This window comes from Luteimonas arsenica (assembly GCF_004352825.1).
GTDB lineage: Bacteria > Pseudomonadota > Gammaproteobacteria > Xanthomonadales > Xanthomonadaceae > Luteimonas > Luteimonas arsenica.
The window spans coordinates 1256780-1271495 of sequence record NZ_SJRW01000001.1; the positions used below are offsets into that span (position 1 = coordinate 1256780).

The window sequence follows — 14716 nt, forward strand, 5'->3', positions numbered from 1 at the left end:
TCAGCGTTTCGCGCAGGGTTCCCGGGTCAGCGTGCGCCTGGCCAGGGGCTTGCCGGCCTTCGACACCAGGGTCACCGTCAGGCCGTCGCCGGCCCAGGAACCGGTGTTCGCTTCGCCTTCGTGTGTGCTCGCCTTGCGCCACGGCTTGGTCGGCTTGCCGGGGCCGTTGATCGTGAGCTGCGCCGGCAGCGGCTCGTCCGCCGGCAGGCGCCAGCGAACCGCCACCACCTTTGGCGGCGGGCAGGCGGTGCGGGCAGGGATGATTTCCAGCTCTGCGCCCCGCGGCGAGCACGCGGCAAGCGTCAGCAGCGCCAGCGAGAGGGACAGGCCGCGGAGGGCACCGGTCGCGGTCATGGCAGTTGCGCCTCGAATCCGTCCTTCAGGTTCGCGCGCGCGGCTGCGGTCATGCCCTTCGCCATCACCGAATCGGGCTTGCGCGCGTAGTCCATGCCCATGGCAGCCCCGGCCCGGCGGCTGAAGTCGAAGTAGGCATGTTCGATCCCCGCCTCGTACGCCAGTTCCGCGGGCAGCTGCCAGGGAAAGACGACGCCCCTTTCGGCCGGCCAGGTGGCGTCCCCCCGGCCGCGGATCAGCACCCAGGGCGGCTGCTGGCTGCGCGGGGGCTTGCCGTCGACGAAACCGAGCTCCGTCCACGAGGAACTGAGCCCGGGCAGGTGATCGCCGAAGAACAGCAGCAGGAAGGGACGGTTGCGCCGCTGCAGGAAGTCCAGCAGGCGTGCGAACTGGGCGTCCGCGTTGCCCAAGTGGTAGAGCACGTTGCGCAGCTCTGCGTGGGTCTGTTGAGACAGGCCTTCGGGCATCTCGATCCTCTGCCAGGCGTCCATGTGACGGAGCTTCAGCGGATCCTTGTAGGGGCCGTGGTTTTCCATGCTGATCGCGAACGCGAACAGCGGATCCTCGCTGGACTCGAGTTCACCGATCAGGAGGTCGGTCATGGATTCGTCCGAGTACCAGTTGCCATCCTTGAACCCGCTGCCGCGGAAGTCGCGCGAGGTGATGAACTTCTGGAAGCCGATCGGCTTGTAGGCATTCGCGCGGTTGTAGAACGAACCCTGGTGACCATGGATGGCCACGGTCCGGTAGCCGGCGTCGCGGGCCAGCAACTTGGGCAGACTGGGCGTGGGACGAAGATCCAGCCCCGCGTACGGGAAGCCGATGTCGGGGAAGGCGCGGTAGGGCATCCCGGTGAGGATCTCGAACTCGGTCTTGATCGTGCCGCCGCCGTAGGCGGGCACGCTCATCGAGCCGCCGTGGCCGGCCTCGATCCAGGTGCGCACGTTCGGAATGGAATCTGCCGGCGCGTCCATGCGCTTGACGATCCTGGGATCGAAGAAGGATTCGCTGAGGATCACCACGATGTCCGGACGCTGGCCGGCCAGTGGCCGGTCACCCGGGCCGGCGGACGGGGCCGCCGGCAGCTGGGCGAACGCCTTGTGCAGGGCCGCCGTGTCGACCTCGAAACTGCGCATGACCCGCTTCAGGTGCGTCTGGACCAGGTGGGCCATCAGGCCCGAATGCAGGATCGCCGGCATTTCCGTGAAGCGGGCGCGCTGCGGGCCCTCCTGCAGGTAGAGCGCTGGCCAGGGCCACCTCGCGGAAACCAGCGAGGCGGATCCCGCGACCAGCAGGGCCAGCAATACGAACCTGGCCGGCCCCAGATGGCGGAACCACGGTTTCTCTCGCCAGGCGACCAGGGCCAGCACCAGCAGCCCCGCGACGAGCATGGTCCAGAACCTGGCGGGGCTTTCGACATAGGCCCAGAACAGGGCAATGCCGCCCCGGTCCATGCCGGTCAGGAAGTAGGCGTCTTCGAGGACGAGCGGGCTTTCGATGGTCGCAAGCTTGATTTCCGACACCCGGTACAGCACCGCCTGCAGGGCCAGGCCGGCCAGAAAGGAAAACAGCAGCCGGCGCGTGGCGATGAAAACCGCGAGCAGCGCGAGGAGGCCTGGCAGGGCATTGGCCGCGATCGTGGCGGGGCTGCGATAGGCATCGGCGGCGACCCCGATGGAGGCCCGATCCAGCTGCCAGGCGCCGAGCGCGAAAAGCAGGGGGAGCAGCACGGACAGGAAGCAGCGCAGGAACGTCGCGAGGGGCGCGCTCCGACTACCTGCCGTACCTATGGTCACCACGCTGCACTCTCCGGTCGATTGCGCCGCCGGCGCATTGTAATGATTCTGTCATGGAGGCTGACCAGGGCGCGCGTTCGCTGTTGATAGCCGGCGGCGTGTCGTACACACTTCGACGCCATGAACCGACGCCTGCCCCTGTTCCTCGCCGTCCTGGTCCTGCTGCTGCAGGGGTGCGGTTTCCAGCTCCGCCAGCCGCTGGCGCTGCCGCCCGACCTTGCCGGCGTCCAGGTGGTTGCCCGCAATCCCTACAGCCCGCTGGCACAGTCGCTCACGCGCTCGCTCGAGCGCGCCGGTTTCGAGGTGCCCGAACGCCATCGCGAGGGCGTGGCCGTGTTGAGGATCCTGTCCGAACGCTGGGATTCGCAGGCGATCAGCGTCGACCAGTACGGTCGTGGCCAGGAGTTCAGCCTGCGCTACGCCTCGGTGTTCATGCTCGAGGGTATTGACGGCGAAGAACTGGTTCCCGAGCAGGTGATCGAGCTGTCGCGCGACTATGTCTCGCTGCCCAACAACTCCACCGGCTCAGAGAGCGAACGCGAGATGCTGTCGCGCGAGCTGCAGCGCGATATGGCCGCGGCCGTGCTGCGCCGGATCGATGCCGTGAACCGGGCCCGGGCCCAGGACGAGGCTCCGGCGGCAGGCGATGACGCCGCCGCGCCCGATGGCCCGTGAGCTGAGCCCCGAGCAACTGGCCGGGGGGCTGTCCCGCGGCCCGCTGGCCCCGATCTACCTGATCGCCGGCGCCGAGCCCCTGCGGGTGCTCGAATGCGCCGACGCGATCCGCGCGGCGGCACGTGAACAGGGCTATGCCGAGCGCGAGGTGTTCGAGGTCGAGGGCCGCGACATCGACTGGGACGGCCTCGAGGCCAGCCTGCGCGCGCCCAGCCTGTTCGCCGCCCGCCGCCTGATCGAAGTCCGCCTGCCGACTTCGAAGCCGGGCAAGCAGGGCGCGGAAGTCATCACCGGCTACTGCACGCAGCCGCCGCCCGACACCTGCCTGCTGGTTACCGGCGGCGAGTGGAGCCGCAAGCACGGCGGCAAGTGGAGCGAGGCGATCGCCGCCGCCGGTGCCATCGCCGTGGCCTGGCCGGTCAAGCCGCACGAGCTGCAGGGCTGGCTGGAGGCGCGCCTGCGCCGCCAGGGCGTGCGCGCCGACGCCGCGGCCGTGCAGCTGCTGGTGGAGCGGGTGGAGGGCAACCTGCTCGCCGCCGCCCAGGAGATCGACAAGCTGGCCCTGCTCGCCGCCGGCGAAACCCTGGACGCGCCGCGGATGCAGGCCCTGGTGGCCGATGCCGCGCGCTACGACGTCTTCCGCCTGGTCGATTCCGCGCTGAATGGGCAGGGCGCGCAGGCCGTGCGCATGCTCGCCGGGTTGCGCGCCGAGGGCGAGGCCGTGCCCGCGCTGATGGGCATGGTGGTGATGGAACTGCAGCGCACCGCGGCGCTGGCGCGGGTCAAGGCCCGCGGCGGCAACCTGGGCGCGGAGTTCAAGGCGCAGCGGATCTGGGACGCCAAGGAAGCGGCCTATCGCCGCGCCCTGGAGCGGCATCCGGCCACGCGCTGGGAGCGCTTCGTGGCCGTGGCCGGCGAGGTCGACCGCGTCGCCAAGGGCCGCGGCGCCGGCGATGAATGGCTGCTGCTGGAGCGCCTGCTGCTGGCCGTCGCCGACCCGCGCGCCATGCCGCTGCTGGCGGCATGAGCCTGCTGGCCTGCTACGGCGGCAGTTTCGACCCGGTGCACCTGGGCCATCTGGCGGTGGCGCTGGCCGTGCGCGATGCCCTGGATGCCGAAGTGGCGCTGGTGCCGGCCGCGGATCCGCCGCACAAGGATGCGACCCACGCCGATGCCGGCGACCGCGTGCGGATGCTCGAACTCGCGGCCGGAGGCGAGACAGGGCTGCACGTGGACACCCTGGAACTTGATCGCGAGGGCCCCTCGTACACGGTCGACACCCTGCGCCTGCTGCGGGCGCGCCAGGGACCGCACCGGCCCATCGCCTGGGTGGTGGGCGGGGACTCGCTGCTGCAGCTCGACCGCTGGCACCGCTGGCGGGAAATCTTCGCTCATGGCCATGTCCTCGCGGTGGCCCGGCCGGGATCGCCGCTCGGCATCGACGATGTCGCCGAACGTGCGCCGGCCGTCGAGCGCCAGGTCGGCTTCCGCCGCCGGCCGACCGCGGCGCTTGCGGACTCGCCCGCGGGCGGGTTCGCGGTGCTGGATCTGCCCGAACTGCGCCCCGAATCCTCGACCGAAGTCCGCCAGCGGATCGCCACCGGCGGCGACTGGGCGGCGATGCTGCCGCCGGCCGTGGCCGGATTCATCCGCGAACGCCGGCTCTACGGATACGGGGCCGCCCCGGAGCCTTCGCTATAATCCCCAGCCACGCCTACGAGTCCGTCGCCCTTGACCAGCCAAGCCCAAGTCATCAAGACCAGTCTGCCCAGCCCGCCGCCCGCGGTCGACGTGCTGCTTTCCAACGTCATGGAGGCCGTCGCCGAGCTCAAGGCGGTCGACGTCGTCGAGATCGACGTGCGCGGCAAGACCAGCGTCTGCGACTTCATGGTGATCGCCTCGGGCACTTCGACCCGGCACGTCAAGTCGATCGCCGACGAAGTCGTGCGCTTCGCCAAGCGCCTGGACTACCAGCCGCTGGGCGTCGAGGGCGAGCGCGAGGCCGAGTGGGTACTGGTCGACCTGGGCGACGTCGTGGTCCACGTGATGCTGCCGCGCGTGCGCGAGTTCTATGCGCTCGAGCGTCTGTGGACGGTGGGTGACCAGCCGCCGGGCGAAGACGACGACGACGCCCGCGACGCGGGCTGAGGCCGTCGGTGAAGGCGCGCCTGGTCGCCGTGGGCGAGCGCCCGCCGGGCTGGGTCGCCGAGGGCTTCGCGGAATACCGCAAGCGGCTGTCGCACTGGCTGCCGCTGGAACTGGTGGAGATCACGCCCGGCCTGCGAGGCAAGGGCCGCGATGCCGCGCGCGCGACCAGCGACGAGGGCCAGCGGGTGCTGGCGGCGCTGCCGCGCGACGTGCACGTGGTGGCGCTGGACGGGCGTGGCCGCGCCTGGGATTCCGAGCAGCTGTCGGGCCGGCTGGAGCACTGGCGCGGCCAGGGGCGTGACCTGGCCTTCCTGGTCGGCGGGCCCGAAGGCCACGCCGACGAGGTGCTGGCCCGTGCCGACGAAACCTGGTCGCTGGGCCCGCTGACCTTGCCACACATGCTGGTGCGGCTGGTGCTGGCGGAGCAGCTCTACCGCGCCGCGGCGCTGCTCGCCAACCACCCCTACCACCGCGCTTGAGCGCTGCGGCGCTCAGCCCCGGTCGAGGCTGAACTGGACGGGCACCAGGCCGATCGCCTGCACCGCGTGGCCGTCGCGCATCGCCGGCTGGAACCGCCAGTGGCGCAGGACGTGGCGGCGCGCCGCCTCGTCGAGCTGGCGGTAGCCGCTGCCGGTCTCGACCGAAACCTCGAGCGGGCGGCCGTCGACGCCGACCAGGACCTGCAGCACCACCGTGCCCTGGTGACCCGAACGCAGCGCCTCGCGCGGGTAGGGCGGCGCGCTGGCTTTGGCGTAGGCGAGGCGGACGCCGCTGACCGGCCCGGAAGAAGGTGCGACCGCGACCTCGCCCGGCCCGGCATCCACCACCGGCGGCGCGTGATCGGCGGCGACGTTGCCGCCGTCGATCACGGGCGGCGCGACCGGGCTGCGATCCGGGACCACGGCACGCCGGACGGTCGTCGCGGGCGTGGGAGGCGTGGCCGCGGGCTGCACCGGCACCACGTCCGGCGGCGGAGGCGGCGGCACGGGCCTGGGTTCAAACCACTCGGCTTCGATGCCTCGGGGGCCGCTGGGCGCGGTGGCGGGGCGACTGAGGGGCGCGAGCATCAGCAGCAGTGCGGCGCCGTTGAGCAGCAGGGCGCCGGCGATTCCGGCGATGCGCACCGGATCCATGCGGTGCGCATCGTCATGCGACGACTGGCGCGCATGCAGGGCGGGGGACGGACTGCGGACTTCGGGCTGCAGGACCATGGACCATCTCCTCGTTGTACCGGCACGGTGCCGGGTGCATGGGCGCCAACGTGCGACCGGCGGTCGCGGGGTTGTCAGCGTCCGAGTTCGAACACTACATCAAGGTTTGCGGTGAGGGTGTTCTCGCCGGGGGCCACGGGGGTCGAACCGCTGTCCATGGCCGCCGCACGCATGGCGTACATCGGCTGCGGGGGCTGGAAGCCGCCGCCCTCGCTGATGCTGACGATGCGGCGCACGCGCAGGCCCAGGGTCTTGGCATACATGTCGGCGCGGCCGCGAGCCTGCTCCAGGGCCTTGCGCCGGGCCTCGTCGTAGACGGCCTCAGGCTGATCGATGCCGAAGCTGGGGCCGTTGACGTTGTTGGCGCCACTGGCGACCAGGGCGTCGAGCACTTCGCCCAGCTTGGCGATGTCGCGCACCTTCAGGTTCACGGTGTTGCTGGCGCTGTAGCCGGTGATCCGCGGTTCCTCGTTGTCGACGTGGCGGTAGGTCGGGTGGATGTTGATGCCGCTGGTCTGGACGTCCCGGTCGGCGACGCCGGCGGCGCGGATCGCGTCCATCACCTGCTTCATCTTGGCGGCGTTCTCGCGCATGGCGGCGCCCGCGTCCGCGGCCTGGGTGACCACGCCGGCCGACGCGGTGGCGATGTCGGGCGCGCGGCTGGCTTCGCCCTGGGCCGATACCGACAGCAGGGTGCCGTCGCTGATCGCCTGGGCGGCAGGAGTCTGCGCGGATGCGGTCATGGTGAGGCTCCCGAGCGTGAGAAGGAGGGAAAGGGCGGCGACGGACGCCGTGCGCTGGATGGCGTGGGTCATGGAAGTCTCCTGGAAAGGGCGAGGGGAAGGGTCGAGCCGGGGGAGTGAACGGGTCGTGAGCCGGAACGGGGTTATGGGCGCGGCTCGAAGGATTGCGGCGGCATCGGCACGGTATCCTTCGGCCATGCTTCATCTCGCCTCCAAATCGCCGCGCCGGCGCGAGCTGCTCGCGCGCCTGGGACTCGACTTCGGCGTGCTCGACGTCGACATCCCCGAGCAGCGGGAGCCGGGGGAGTCGCCGGAAGGCTACGTCGCCCGCGTCGCACGGGAAAAGGCTGGCGCGGGCCTGCTGCGCGTGGTCGCCGTGCCCGGCGCCGTCGTGCTGGGTTCGGACACCGAGGTGGTGCTCGACGACGAGGTCTTCGGCAAGCCGGCCGACGCCGACGAGGCGGCGGCGATGCTGCGGCGCCTGTCCGGCCGCACCCACCGGGTGCTGACCGCGGTCTCGCTGGTGTCCGCGGGGCGCGAGGCTTCGGCCATGGTGACCAGCGAAGTGGAGTTCGCGGCCCTGTCCGATGACGACATCGCCGAGTACGTCGCCAGCGGCGAGCCCATGGGTCGCGCCGGCGCCTACGCCATCCAGGGGGGCGCCGAGCGCTTCGTCCGCCGCCTGTCCGGCAGCTACTCCGGCGTCATGGGCCTGCCGCTGCACGAGACCGCGGCGCTGCTGCAGGGCTTCGGCATCCACGCGCGCACGCCGCGCGCGGGCGGCGGCGCATGAGCGAGGAGATCCTGGTCAACGTCACCCCGCGCGAGACCCGCGTGGCGGTGGTCGAGAACGGCATGCTCCAGGAGCTGCACATCGAGCGCGGCTGGAGCCGCGGCGTGGTCGGCAACATCTACAAGGGCCGGGTGCAGCGGGTGATGCCCGGCATGCAGGCGGCCTTCGTCGACATCGGCCTGGAGCGCGCGGCCTTCCTGCACGCCAACGACGTGCTGCGCCCCGGGCGCGCCGACGATCTGGCGGTCGAGGATCCGGCCGGCGGACCGCTCCCGGCACCGGCGCAGCCCGCGCCGCAGGCCACGCCGCCGATCGGCGAACTGCTGCGCGACGGCCAGGAGGTCGTGGTGCAGGTGGTCAAGGATCCGATCGGCACCAAGGGCGCGCGCCTGACCACCCAGATCAGCATCCCCTCGCGCTACCTGGTGCTGTTGCCGCAGTCGAAGGTGATCGGGGTCTCGGCGCGGATCGAGGACGAGGCCGAACGCACCCGGCTCAAGTCGCTGGTGGGCGAACTCGCCCTGGCCGGCGGCCACGGCTACATCGTGCGCACGAATGCCGAAGGCCAGCCCGCCGAAGCGCTGGCGGAGGACGTGGCCTACCTGGCACGGGCCTGGGCCCTGGTCGAGCGCGGCGTCGCCGCGGCGCGCGTGGGCGCCTGCGTCTACGAGGACCTGAGCCTGCCGATGCGCGCGGTGCGCGACCTGATGCGCCGCGACGTGGAAAAGGTCAAGGTCGATTCGCGTGAGACCTGCGACCGCCTGAAGGCCTTCGCCGCGCAGTACATGCCCGGGCTGGCCGAGAGGATCGAGCACTACAGCGGCGCGCGCCCGGTGTTCGACCTCTACGGCGTCGAGGACGAGATCGGCCGCGCGCTGGAGAAGGAGGTGCCGCTGAAGTCCGGCGGCTACCTGGTGATCGACCAGACCGAGGCCATGACCACGGTCGACGTCAACACCGGCTCCTTCCTCGGCCAGCGCAACCTCGAGGAGACGGTGTACCGCACCAACCTGGAAGCCGCGCAGGCGGTGGCGCGGCAACTGCGGCTGCGCAACCTCGGCGGCATCATCATCATCGACTTCATCGACATGGTGGATCCCGAGCACCGCCGCCAGGTGCTGCGGACGCTGGAGAAATCGCTGGCGCGCGACCACGCCAAGACCACGGTCTACGACTTCTCGCCGCTGGGCCTGGTGGAGATGACGCGCAAGCGCACGGTCGAGAGCCTGGAGCGCCAGCTCAGCGAGACCTGCCACGAGTGCGGCGGCCGCGGCATGCTCAAGACCGCGGAAACGGTGACCTACGAGGTGTTCCGCGAAGTGGTGCGCGCGGTGCGACAGTTCGACGCCGAGCGGCTGCTGGTGATCGCCTCGCCCAAGGTGGTGGCGCGGATCACCGAGGAGGAGTCGGTGGCGGTGGCCGAGCTGGAGGAGTTCCTCGGCAAGTCGATCCGCTTCCAGGCCGACGAGCAGTACCTGCAGGAGCAGTTCGATGTCGTCCTGCTCTGAACCCCGCGCGCGGCGCGCGGGCGATTGATGGCGGCCCGGCTGCGCCGCGGCCTGCGTCGCGCGCGGCGCGGCGCCTGGTACGTGATCGCCATCGGCCTGGTGCTGATGGCGCTGGGCGCCGGCATCACCAGCCAGCTGCTGCCGCTGGCCGAGCGCCACCCCGACCGCATCGCACAGTGGCTGGGCGAACGCGCCGGCCGGCCGGTGTCCTTCGATGGCCTGCGGACGGAATGGACGCGGCGCGGACCGCTGCTGCGCCTGGAAGGCCTGCGGATCGGGGAAGGCGAGCACGCGATCCCCATCGGTGCCGCCGAGGTGCTGGTGGCGCAGTACGCCGGCCTGCTGCCGGGGCGCTCGTTCACCGAGCTGCGGCTGCGCGGTCTTGAACTGACGCTGGAGCGCAGCGACGACGGCCGCTGGCAGGTGCGCGGCCTGCCGGGCGAGACCCAGTCCGACGGCGATCCCTTCGCCGCGCTGGAGGGCCTGGGTGAACTGCAGGTCATCGACGGCGTGCTGGCGGTGGAGGCACCGGGCATCGGCGTGCAGGCGCGCCTGGACGAGGTCGACGTGCGCCTGCGCGTGGATGGCGACCGCGTGCGCGCGGCGGCGCGGGCCTGGATGGTGCCGGGCGTGTCGCCGCTGGACATCACCGCCGAGTTCGACCGCGCCAGCGGTGACGCCAAGGCCTGGCTGGCGCTGCGAAGGGCGGACCTGTCCGCCTGGTCGGAGTTGCGCGCAGGTGGCGTCGGGCCGCTGGCAGGTGCCGGACGGGTCGAGACCTGGGTGGACCTGCGGGGCTACCGCGTTGCCTCTGTGACGATGCGCGGTGAGATTCAGGACCTGCGCATGCACGGGCCCGCCCGCGACGCAGCGCCGCCGCGCGAGGTGGATCTCGGCGAGCTCGGACTGGACGCGCGCTGGGCAGCGGTCGATGGCGGCTGGCGCCTCGACGCGCCACGCTTGCGCCTCGGCGCCGGGCAGGACGCCCAGGTGCTCGACGGCCTGCTGCTGGCCGGCGGCGCGCGCAGGGCCCTGGTGGCCGAGCGCATCGATGCGGGCGCGCTGCTGGCGCTGGCGCCGCTTGTGCCCGCGATGCCCGAGGCGCTGGCCCGCTGGTTGGCCGCGGCCCGGCCCGGCGGCGTGTTGCACGGGGTGGAGGTCGTGGGCGAGGCCGGCGGCGCGCTGCGCGCGGATGCGCGGATCGAGGAATTCGGTTTCGCCGTGCTCGGCGAGGCGCCGGGCGTGCGCGGTCTGTCCGGCAACCTGCGCGGCGATGCGCAGGGCCTGGTGTTCACGCCCGACCCCGAGGCCAGGGTCGTCGTCGACTGGCCGATGGGCTTCGGCCCCCCAGCGCACGAAGTGCGGCTGCGCGGCGAGGTGGTGGCCTGGCAGGACCCTTCGGGCTGGAAGGTGCGCACGCCGGCGCTGCGGATCGACGGCGACGGCTACGGAGCCGACGTGCGCGGGGGAATGCTGTTCCAGGGCGATGGCAGCCTGCCCGGGATCGACCTCGCGGCTGAACTCGACGAGGCACGCGTACCCATCGCGAAACGATTCTGGATCCGCCACCTGATGCCGGAGGAAGCCGTCGAATGGCTGGATTCCGCACTGGTGGACGGACGGGTGCTCGAGGGCCGGGCGGTGGTCTCCGGTGACCTCGATGACTGGCCCTTCAGCGCCGAGGGGCGCAACGCCGGCAAAGGACTCTTCCATGCCGCGGCGAGGATCGAGGACGGCGTGGTTCGCTTCGACCCGGGCTGGCCTGCGGCCGTCGACCTCGATGCACGCGTCGACTTCGTCGCCGACGGCTTCCGGGTGGACGGCAGTGCGCGCCTGGGCGAGGTGCCGGTGTCCTCGCTGCGCGCCGGGATCGCCAGTTTCGGAGACGCGCCGCTGCGGGTGGATGCGACGTTCGCCGCCGACGCCACGCCGGTGCTGGCGCTGCTGCGCGCAAGCCCGCTGCGCGAAGGGCGAGAGGAGATCCTCGACGGCCTGGCTGCGTCCGGGCCGCTGCGGGCGAGCTTCGGGATGGTGCTCCCCCTGGGCAGCGATGACGCCGGAGACGGCCTGCGGGTCGATGGTCGCGTCGATCTCGCCGGGGCGCGGCTGGAAGAAACCCGCTGGAAGATCGCCTTCGACGATGTGCGTGGCGAGGCCCGCTACGGCCAGTCCGGCTTCATCGCCGATGGCCTGCGTGTGCGCCACGACGGCCAGCCGGGATTGCTGTCGCTGCGTGCCGGCGATGGTCACGTGCAGGCGCGCGGCATGGCCTTCGAAGCCGCACTCGAGGCGGAGCTGGACTCGTCCGAGCTGGCGGCGCGTGCGCCGGAGCTGGCCTGGCTGGGTGCGCGGCTGGAGGGACGTTCGGCCTGGACGCTGGCGTTGGGCCTGCCCGAGGACGCCGATGCCGACGGTGCCGGTGGGCTCCTGCAGCTTCGCTCGGACCTGGTGGGCACGCGGCTGTCGCTGCCCGAACCGCTGGGCAAACCGGCCCCGGAACCGTTGGCCGCGCGCATCGACCTCAAACTGCCCCTGGGCGAGGACGACATCGACGTGGTGCTGGGCGATCGCGTCGCCCTGCGCGCGCGCAGCCGCAACGGTCAGACCGGGGTGTTGGCGGTGCTCGGCAGCGACCGTGTCGACGCGGCACCTCCGGCATCGGGCATCCGCATCGCCGGCCGCACGCCGGTACTGGATGCGATGGAGTGGGCCGGCCTGTTCGGCGGTTCGAGCGGGAACGAAGGCCTGGCGCTGCGCGGAATCGACCTGGTCGTGGACCGGCTGCAGCTGCTTGGAGCGGCGTTCCCGGGAACGCGGGTGGTCGCGCGGCCCGGGCGCGCGGGCACCCGCGTCGTACTGCAGGGCGAGTCCCTGGCGGGCACGCTTTCGATCCCGCAGGCCGGGGGCGAGGCGTTGTCGGCGGACTTGCAGCGCCTGTACTGGCGCAGCGCCAATGCCGGCACGGCGGATGCCGAAGCCGCTGCGGCCGCCGCCAAAGACGATGCAGCCGTTGCCACGCCGGCGGACGACGGCATCGACCCCGCATCGATCCCGCCGCTGGCCATCGTGGTCGAGGATCTGCGCGTGTCCGACGCGCCGCTGGGGCGGATGGAGTTGCGCACGCGACCGGTTGCTGACGGGCTCGAGGTCGAGTCGATGCAACTGCGCTCGCCGAAGCAGTCGATCGACGTCGGCGGGTCATGGCAGGGCCGCGGAGACCGCGCCCGCACCCGCCTGCAGGTGGCGGTGGACAGCCGTGACTTCGGCGCGCTGATGGCCGGACTCGGCCTGGGCGAGCGCGTGGACGGTGGCGCGGGCACGGCGCATTTCGAAGGCACCTGGCCCGGTTCGCCCGCCGGCTTCAGGCTGGGCGAGCTCGAGGGCAGCCTGGCACTGGCGGTGAAGGACGGTCGCCTGCTCGAGGTCGAGCCCGGCGCGGGCCGCCTGCTTGGCCTGCTCAGCGTGGCCGAACTGCCGCGGCGGCTGATGCTGGATTTCCGCGACTTCTTCTCGCGCGGCTTCGTGTTCAACCGCATCGGCGGCACGCTGCGCTTCGGCGACGGCATGGCGAGCGGCGAAAACGTGGTCATCGACGGCGCGGCTGCCGAGATCCACGTGCGCGGCAGCGCCGACCTGCGCGCGCAGACCTATGACCAGGTGATCGAGGTGCTGCCGCGTACCGGTGGCCTGCTGACCGCGGTCGGCGCGATCACGGCCGGGCCGGTCGGTGCCGCGGTGGGCGCGGTGGCGAACGCGGTGTTCGAGAAGCCGCTGGGGCGCATGGGCGCGCGCACCTACCACGTGACCGGGCCCTGGAAGGATCCGAAGGTGGTGGTCGAGGGGCGCGAGCTTCCGGCTACGGTGCCGGAGCCCGGCAGGAGCCCCGGCGCCGATGCCGATGGTGCGGACGATGCCGGCACCGGTATCCCCCGGCGGCCTTGATCCCCGCGTTCGCGCCCGCACCTCATTCGAATGACTTTCCGCAGGATCCAGCCATGACCCGAACCCTGGAAATCGCCCAGTCGCGCCTGCTGCTGCCCGCCGGCCTCGACGGCACCGGCCTGGAGCGCGCCTTCGGCACCCTGCTGGGCCCGGGCATCGACTTCGGCGACATCTATTTCCAGCACGCGCGGCGCGAGAGCTGGACGGTCGAGGACGGCATCGTCAAGGACGGCGCGCATTCGATCGAGCAGGGCGTGGGCGTGCGCGCGATCAGCGGCGAGAAGACCGGCTTCGCCTACGCCGACGACATCAACGCCGACTCGCTGCTGTCGGCGGCCGGTTCGGCGCGCGCGATCGCGCGCAGCGGTGCCGAGCATCGCGTGCAGGCGCTGGTGCCGGCGGGGGCGCGTTCGCTGTACCCGGCCGAGGATCCGGTCGACGGCATGGCCAACGACGCCAAGGTCGAGGCCCTGCGCCGCGTCGATCGCCTGCTGCGTGCCGCTGACCCGCGGGTGAAGCAGGTGATGGTCAGCCTGTCCGGCGGTGTCGACACTATCTTCGTGGCGCGCTCGGACGGCGTGGTCGCCGGCGACGTGCGCCCGCTGGTGCGGCTCAACGTGCAGGTGATCGTGGAGCAGGACGGGCGGCGTGAAAGCGGCTACGCCGGCTACGGCGGGCGCTACTCGTACGAGGAACTGCTCGGCGACGGGCGCCCGGAGAAGTTCGCGCGCGAAGCCCTGCGCCAGGCCCTGGTCAATCTCGAGGCGATCGATGCGCCGGCCGGCGTGATGCCGGTGGTGCTCGGCAGTGGCTGGCCCGGCGTGCTGCTGCACGAAGCGGTCGGCCATGGCCTGGAGGGCGACTTCAACCGCAAGGGCACCAGCACCTACGCCGGCCGCATGGGCCAGCGCGTGGCCGCGCCGGGCGTCACCATCGTCGACGACGGCACGCTCGACAACCGCCGCGGTTCGCTCAACGTCGACGACGAGGGCACGCCCACGCAATGCACCACGCTGATCGAGGACGGCGTGCTCACCGGCTACATGCAGGACACGCTCAACGCGCGCCTGATGGGCGTGGCGCCGACCGGCAACGGCCGCCGCGAATCATTCGCTCACCTGGTGATGCCGCGAATGACCAATACCTACATGCGCGCCGGCCAGGACGATCCCGCCGACATGATCCGCTCGGTGAAGAAGGGCCTGTACGCGGTCAACTTCGGCGGCGGCCAGGTCGACATCACCAACGGCAAGTACGTGTTCTCGGCGACCGAGGCCTACCTGATCGAGGACGGCAAGGTGACCGCGCCGGTGAAGGGCGCCACCCTGATCGGCAACGGCCCGGAGACGATGCAGAAGGTGCGCATGGTCGGCCACGACATGGCGCTCGACGACGGCGTCGGCACCTGCGGCAAGGACGGCCAGAGCGTGCCGGTGGGCGTGGGCCAGCCTTCGCTGTTGGTCGAGGCGATCACCGTGGGCGGCACCAAAGCGTGAGGAACGCCGGTGCCGTGGGAGCTGTGGAAGCTCTGGAAGCTGTTGGAACT

Annotated in this window: 13 protein-coding genes; 9 read left to right on the forward strand and 4 right to left on the reverse strand. The window is 71.8% G+C overall.

Features of this window, described 5'->3' with window-relative positions; translation table 11 throughout:
• Together E2170_RS05710 and E2170_RS05715 are read right to left on the reverse strand one after the other, a co-directional pair.
• Positions 1-354, reverse strand: a complete 354-nt coding sequence (locus tag E2170_RS05710) for a hypothetical protein (protein ID WP_132999625.1) — start codon at positions 352-354, stop codon at positions 1-3.
• A complete protein-coding gene (locus tag E2170_RS05715; RefSeq protein WP_132999626.1) occupies positions 351-2084 on the reverse strand; it encodes an LTA synthase family protein in 1734 nt (577 codons plus the stop codon). The genes E2170_RS05710 and E2170_RS05715 overlap by 4 nt, the downstream gene beginning before the upstream one ends.
• Before the next feature lie 186 nt (positions 2085-2270).
• Between E2170_RS05715 and E2170_RS05720 the strand changes: the two genes are divergently transcribed.
• The 5 genes from E2170_RS05720 to rlmH are packed head-to-tail and all read left to right on the forward strand — an operon-like array spanning position 2271 to position 5452.
• On the forward strand, positions 2271-2825 hold the full coding sequence (locus E2170_RS05720) for an LPS-assembly lipoprotein LptE (RefSeq protein WP_132999627.1): 555 nt from the start codon (positions 2271-2273) through the stop codon (positions 2823-2825).
• Complete coding sequence (gene holA, locus E2170_RS05725) at positions 2815-3852, forward strand: DNA polymerase III subunit delta (protein WP_132999628.1); 1038 nt, start codon at positions 2815-2817, stop codon at positions 3850-3852. The genes E2170_RS05720 and holA overlap by 11 nt, the downstream gene beginning before the upstream one ends.
• Entirely contained in the window at positions 3849-4526 is a 678-nt protein-coding gene (nadD, locus tag E2170_RS05730; protein ID WP_132999629.1) for a nicotinate-nucleotide adenylyltransferase, read from the forward strand. The genes holA and nadD overlap by 4 nt, the downstream gene beginning before the upstream one ends.
• 30 nt (positions 4527-4556) lie before the next feature.
• Positions 4557-4973, forward strand: a complete 417-nt coding sequence (rsfS, locus tag E2170_RS05735; protein WP_132999630.1) for a ribosome silencing factor — start codon at positions 4557-4559, stop codon at positions 4971-4973.
• Between the two features lie 8 nt (positions 4974-4981).
• Positions 4982-5452, forward strand: coding sequence for a 23S rRNA (pseudouridine(1915)-N(3))-methyltransferase RlmH (gene rlmH, locus E2170_RS05740; RefSeq protein ID WP_132999631.1), 471 nt, complete (start codon positions 4982-4984; stop codon positions 5450-5452).
• A gap of 12 nt (positions 5453-5464) precedes the next feature.
• On the opposite strand, the gene E2170_RS05745 is transcribed toward rlmH, so the two are convergent.
• Positions 5465-6184, reverse strand: coding sequence for an energy transducer TonB (locus E2170_RS05745; RefSeq protein WP_425477828.1), 720 nt, complete (start codon positions 6182-6184; stop codon positions 5465-5467).
• Between the two features lie 74 nt (positions 6185-6258).
• Positions 6259-6999 carry an SIMPL domain-containing protein gene (locus E2170_RS05750; protein ID WP_132999632.1) on the reverse strand — a complete coding sequence of 247 codons (741 nt, stop codon included), beginning with the start codon at positions 6997-6999 and terminating at the stop codon, positions 6259-6261.
• 124 nt (positions 7000-7123) lie between these two features.
• Here E2170_RS05750 and E2170_RS05755 point away from each other — a divergent pair, with 124 nt between their 5' ends.
• From E2170_RS05755 to tldD, 4 genes are read left to right on the forward strand one after another with little or no spacing between them, the layout of a single operon-like run.
• Positions 7124-7720, forward strand: a complete 597-nt coding sequence (locus tag E2170_RS05755; protein ID WP_132999633.1) for a Maf family protein — start codon at positions 7124-7126, stop codon at positions 7718-7720.
• Positions 7717-9228: a ribonuclease G gene (gene rng / locus E2170_RS05760; protein WP_132999634.1), complete on the forward strand. Its 1512-nt coding sequence runs from the start codon at positions 7717-7719 to the stop codon at positions 9226-9228. Before E2170_RS05755 ends, rng begins: the two co-directional genes overlap by 4 nt.
• A gap of 27 nt (positions 9229-9255) precedes the next feature.
• A complete protein-coding gene (locus E2170_RS05765) occupies positions 9256-13170 on the forward strand; it encodes a YhdP family protein (protein ID WP_132999635.1) in 3915 nt (1304 codons plus the stop codon).
• A 53-nt stretch (positions 13171-13223) separates the two neighbouring features.
• Positions 13224-14666 (forward strand): metalloprotease TldD, encoded by a 1443-nt coding sequence (tldD, locus tag E2170_RS05770; protein WP_132999636.1) that lies wholly within the window; start codon positions 13224-13226, stop codon positions 14664-14666.
• Positions 14667-14716: the final 50 nt, after the last annotated feature.

What these genes read in the sequence shown, in the direction of transcription:
- E2170_RS05710 (WP_132999625.1), bottom strand. Translation starts at nt 354, where the DNA reads ATGACCGCGACCGGTGCCCTCCGCGGCCTGTCCCTCTCGCTGGCGCTG.
- rng (WP_132999634.1), top strand. Translation starts at nt 7,717, where the DNA reads ATGAGCGAGGAGATCCTGGTCAACGTCACCCCGCGCGAGACCCGCGTG.
- tldD (WP_132999636.1), top strand. Translation starts at nt 13,224, where the DNA reads ATGACCCGAACCCTGGAAATCGCCCAGTCGCGCCTGCTGCTGCCCGCC.
- holA (WP_132999628.1), top strand. Translation starts at nt 2,815, where the DNA reads ATGGCCCGTGAGCTGAGCCCCGAGCAACTGGCCGGGGGGCTGTCCCGC.
- E2170_RS05720 (WP_132999627.1), top strand. Translation starts at nt 2,271, where the DNA reads ATGAACCGACGCCTGCCCCTGTTCCTCGCCGTCCTGGTCCTGCTGCTG.
- E2170_RS05755 (WP_132999633.1), top strand. Translation starts at nt 7,124, where the DNA reads ATGCTTCATCTCGCCTCCAAATCGCCGCGCCGGCGCGAGCTGCTCGCG.
- E2170_RS05765 (WP_132999635.1), top strand. Translation starts at nt 9,256, where the DNA reads ATGGCGGCCCGGCTGCGCCGCGGCCTGCGTCGCGCGCGGCGCGGCGCC.
- E2170_RS05750 (WP_132999632.1), bottom strand. Translation starts at nt 6,999, where the DNA reads ATGACCCACGCCATCCAGCGCACGGCGTCCGTCGCCGCCCTTTCCCTC.
- E2170_RS05745 (WP_425477828.1), bottom strand. Translation starts at nt 6,184, where the DNA reads ATGGTCCTGCAGCCCGAAGTCCGCAGTCCGTCCCCCGCCCTGCATGCG.
- nadD (WP_132999629.1), top strand. Translation starts at nt 3,849, where the DNA reads ATGAGCCTGCTGGCCTGCTACGGCGGCAGTTTCGACCCGGTGCACCTG.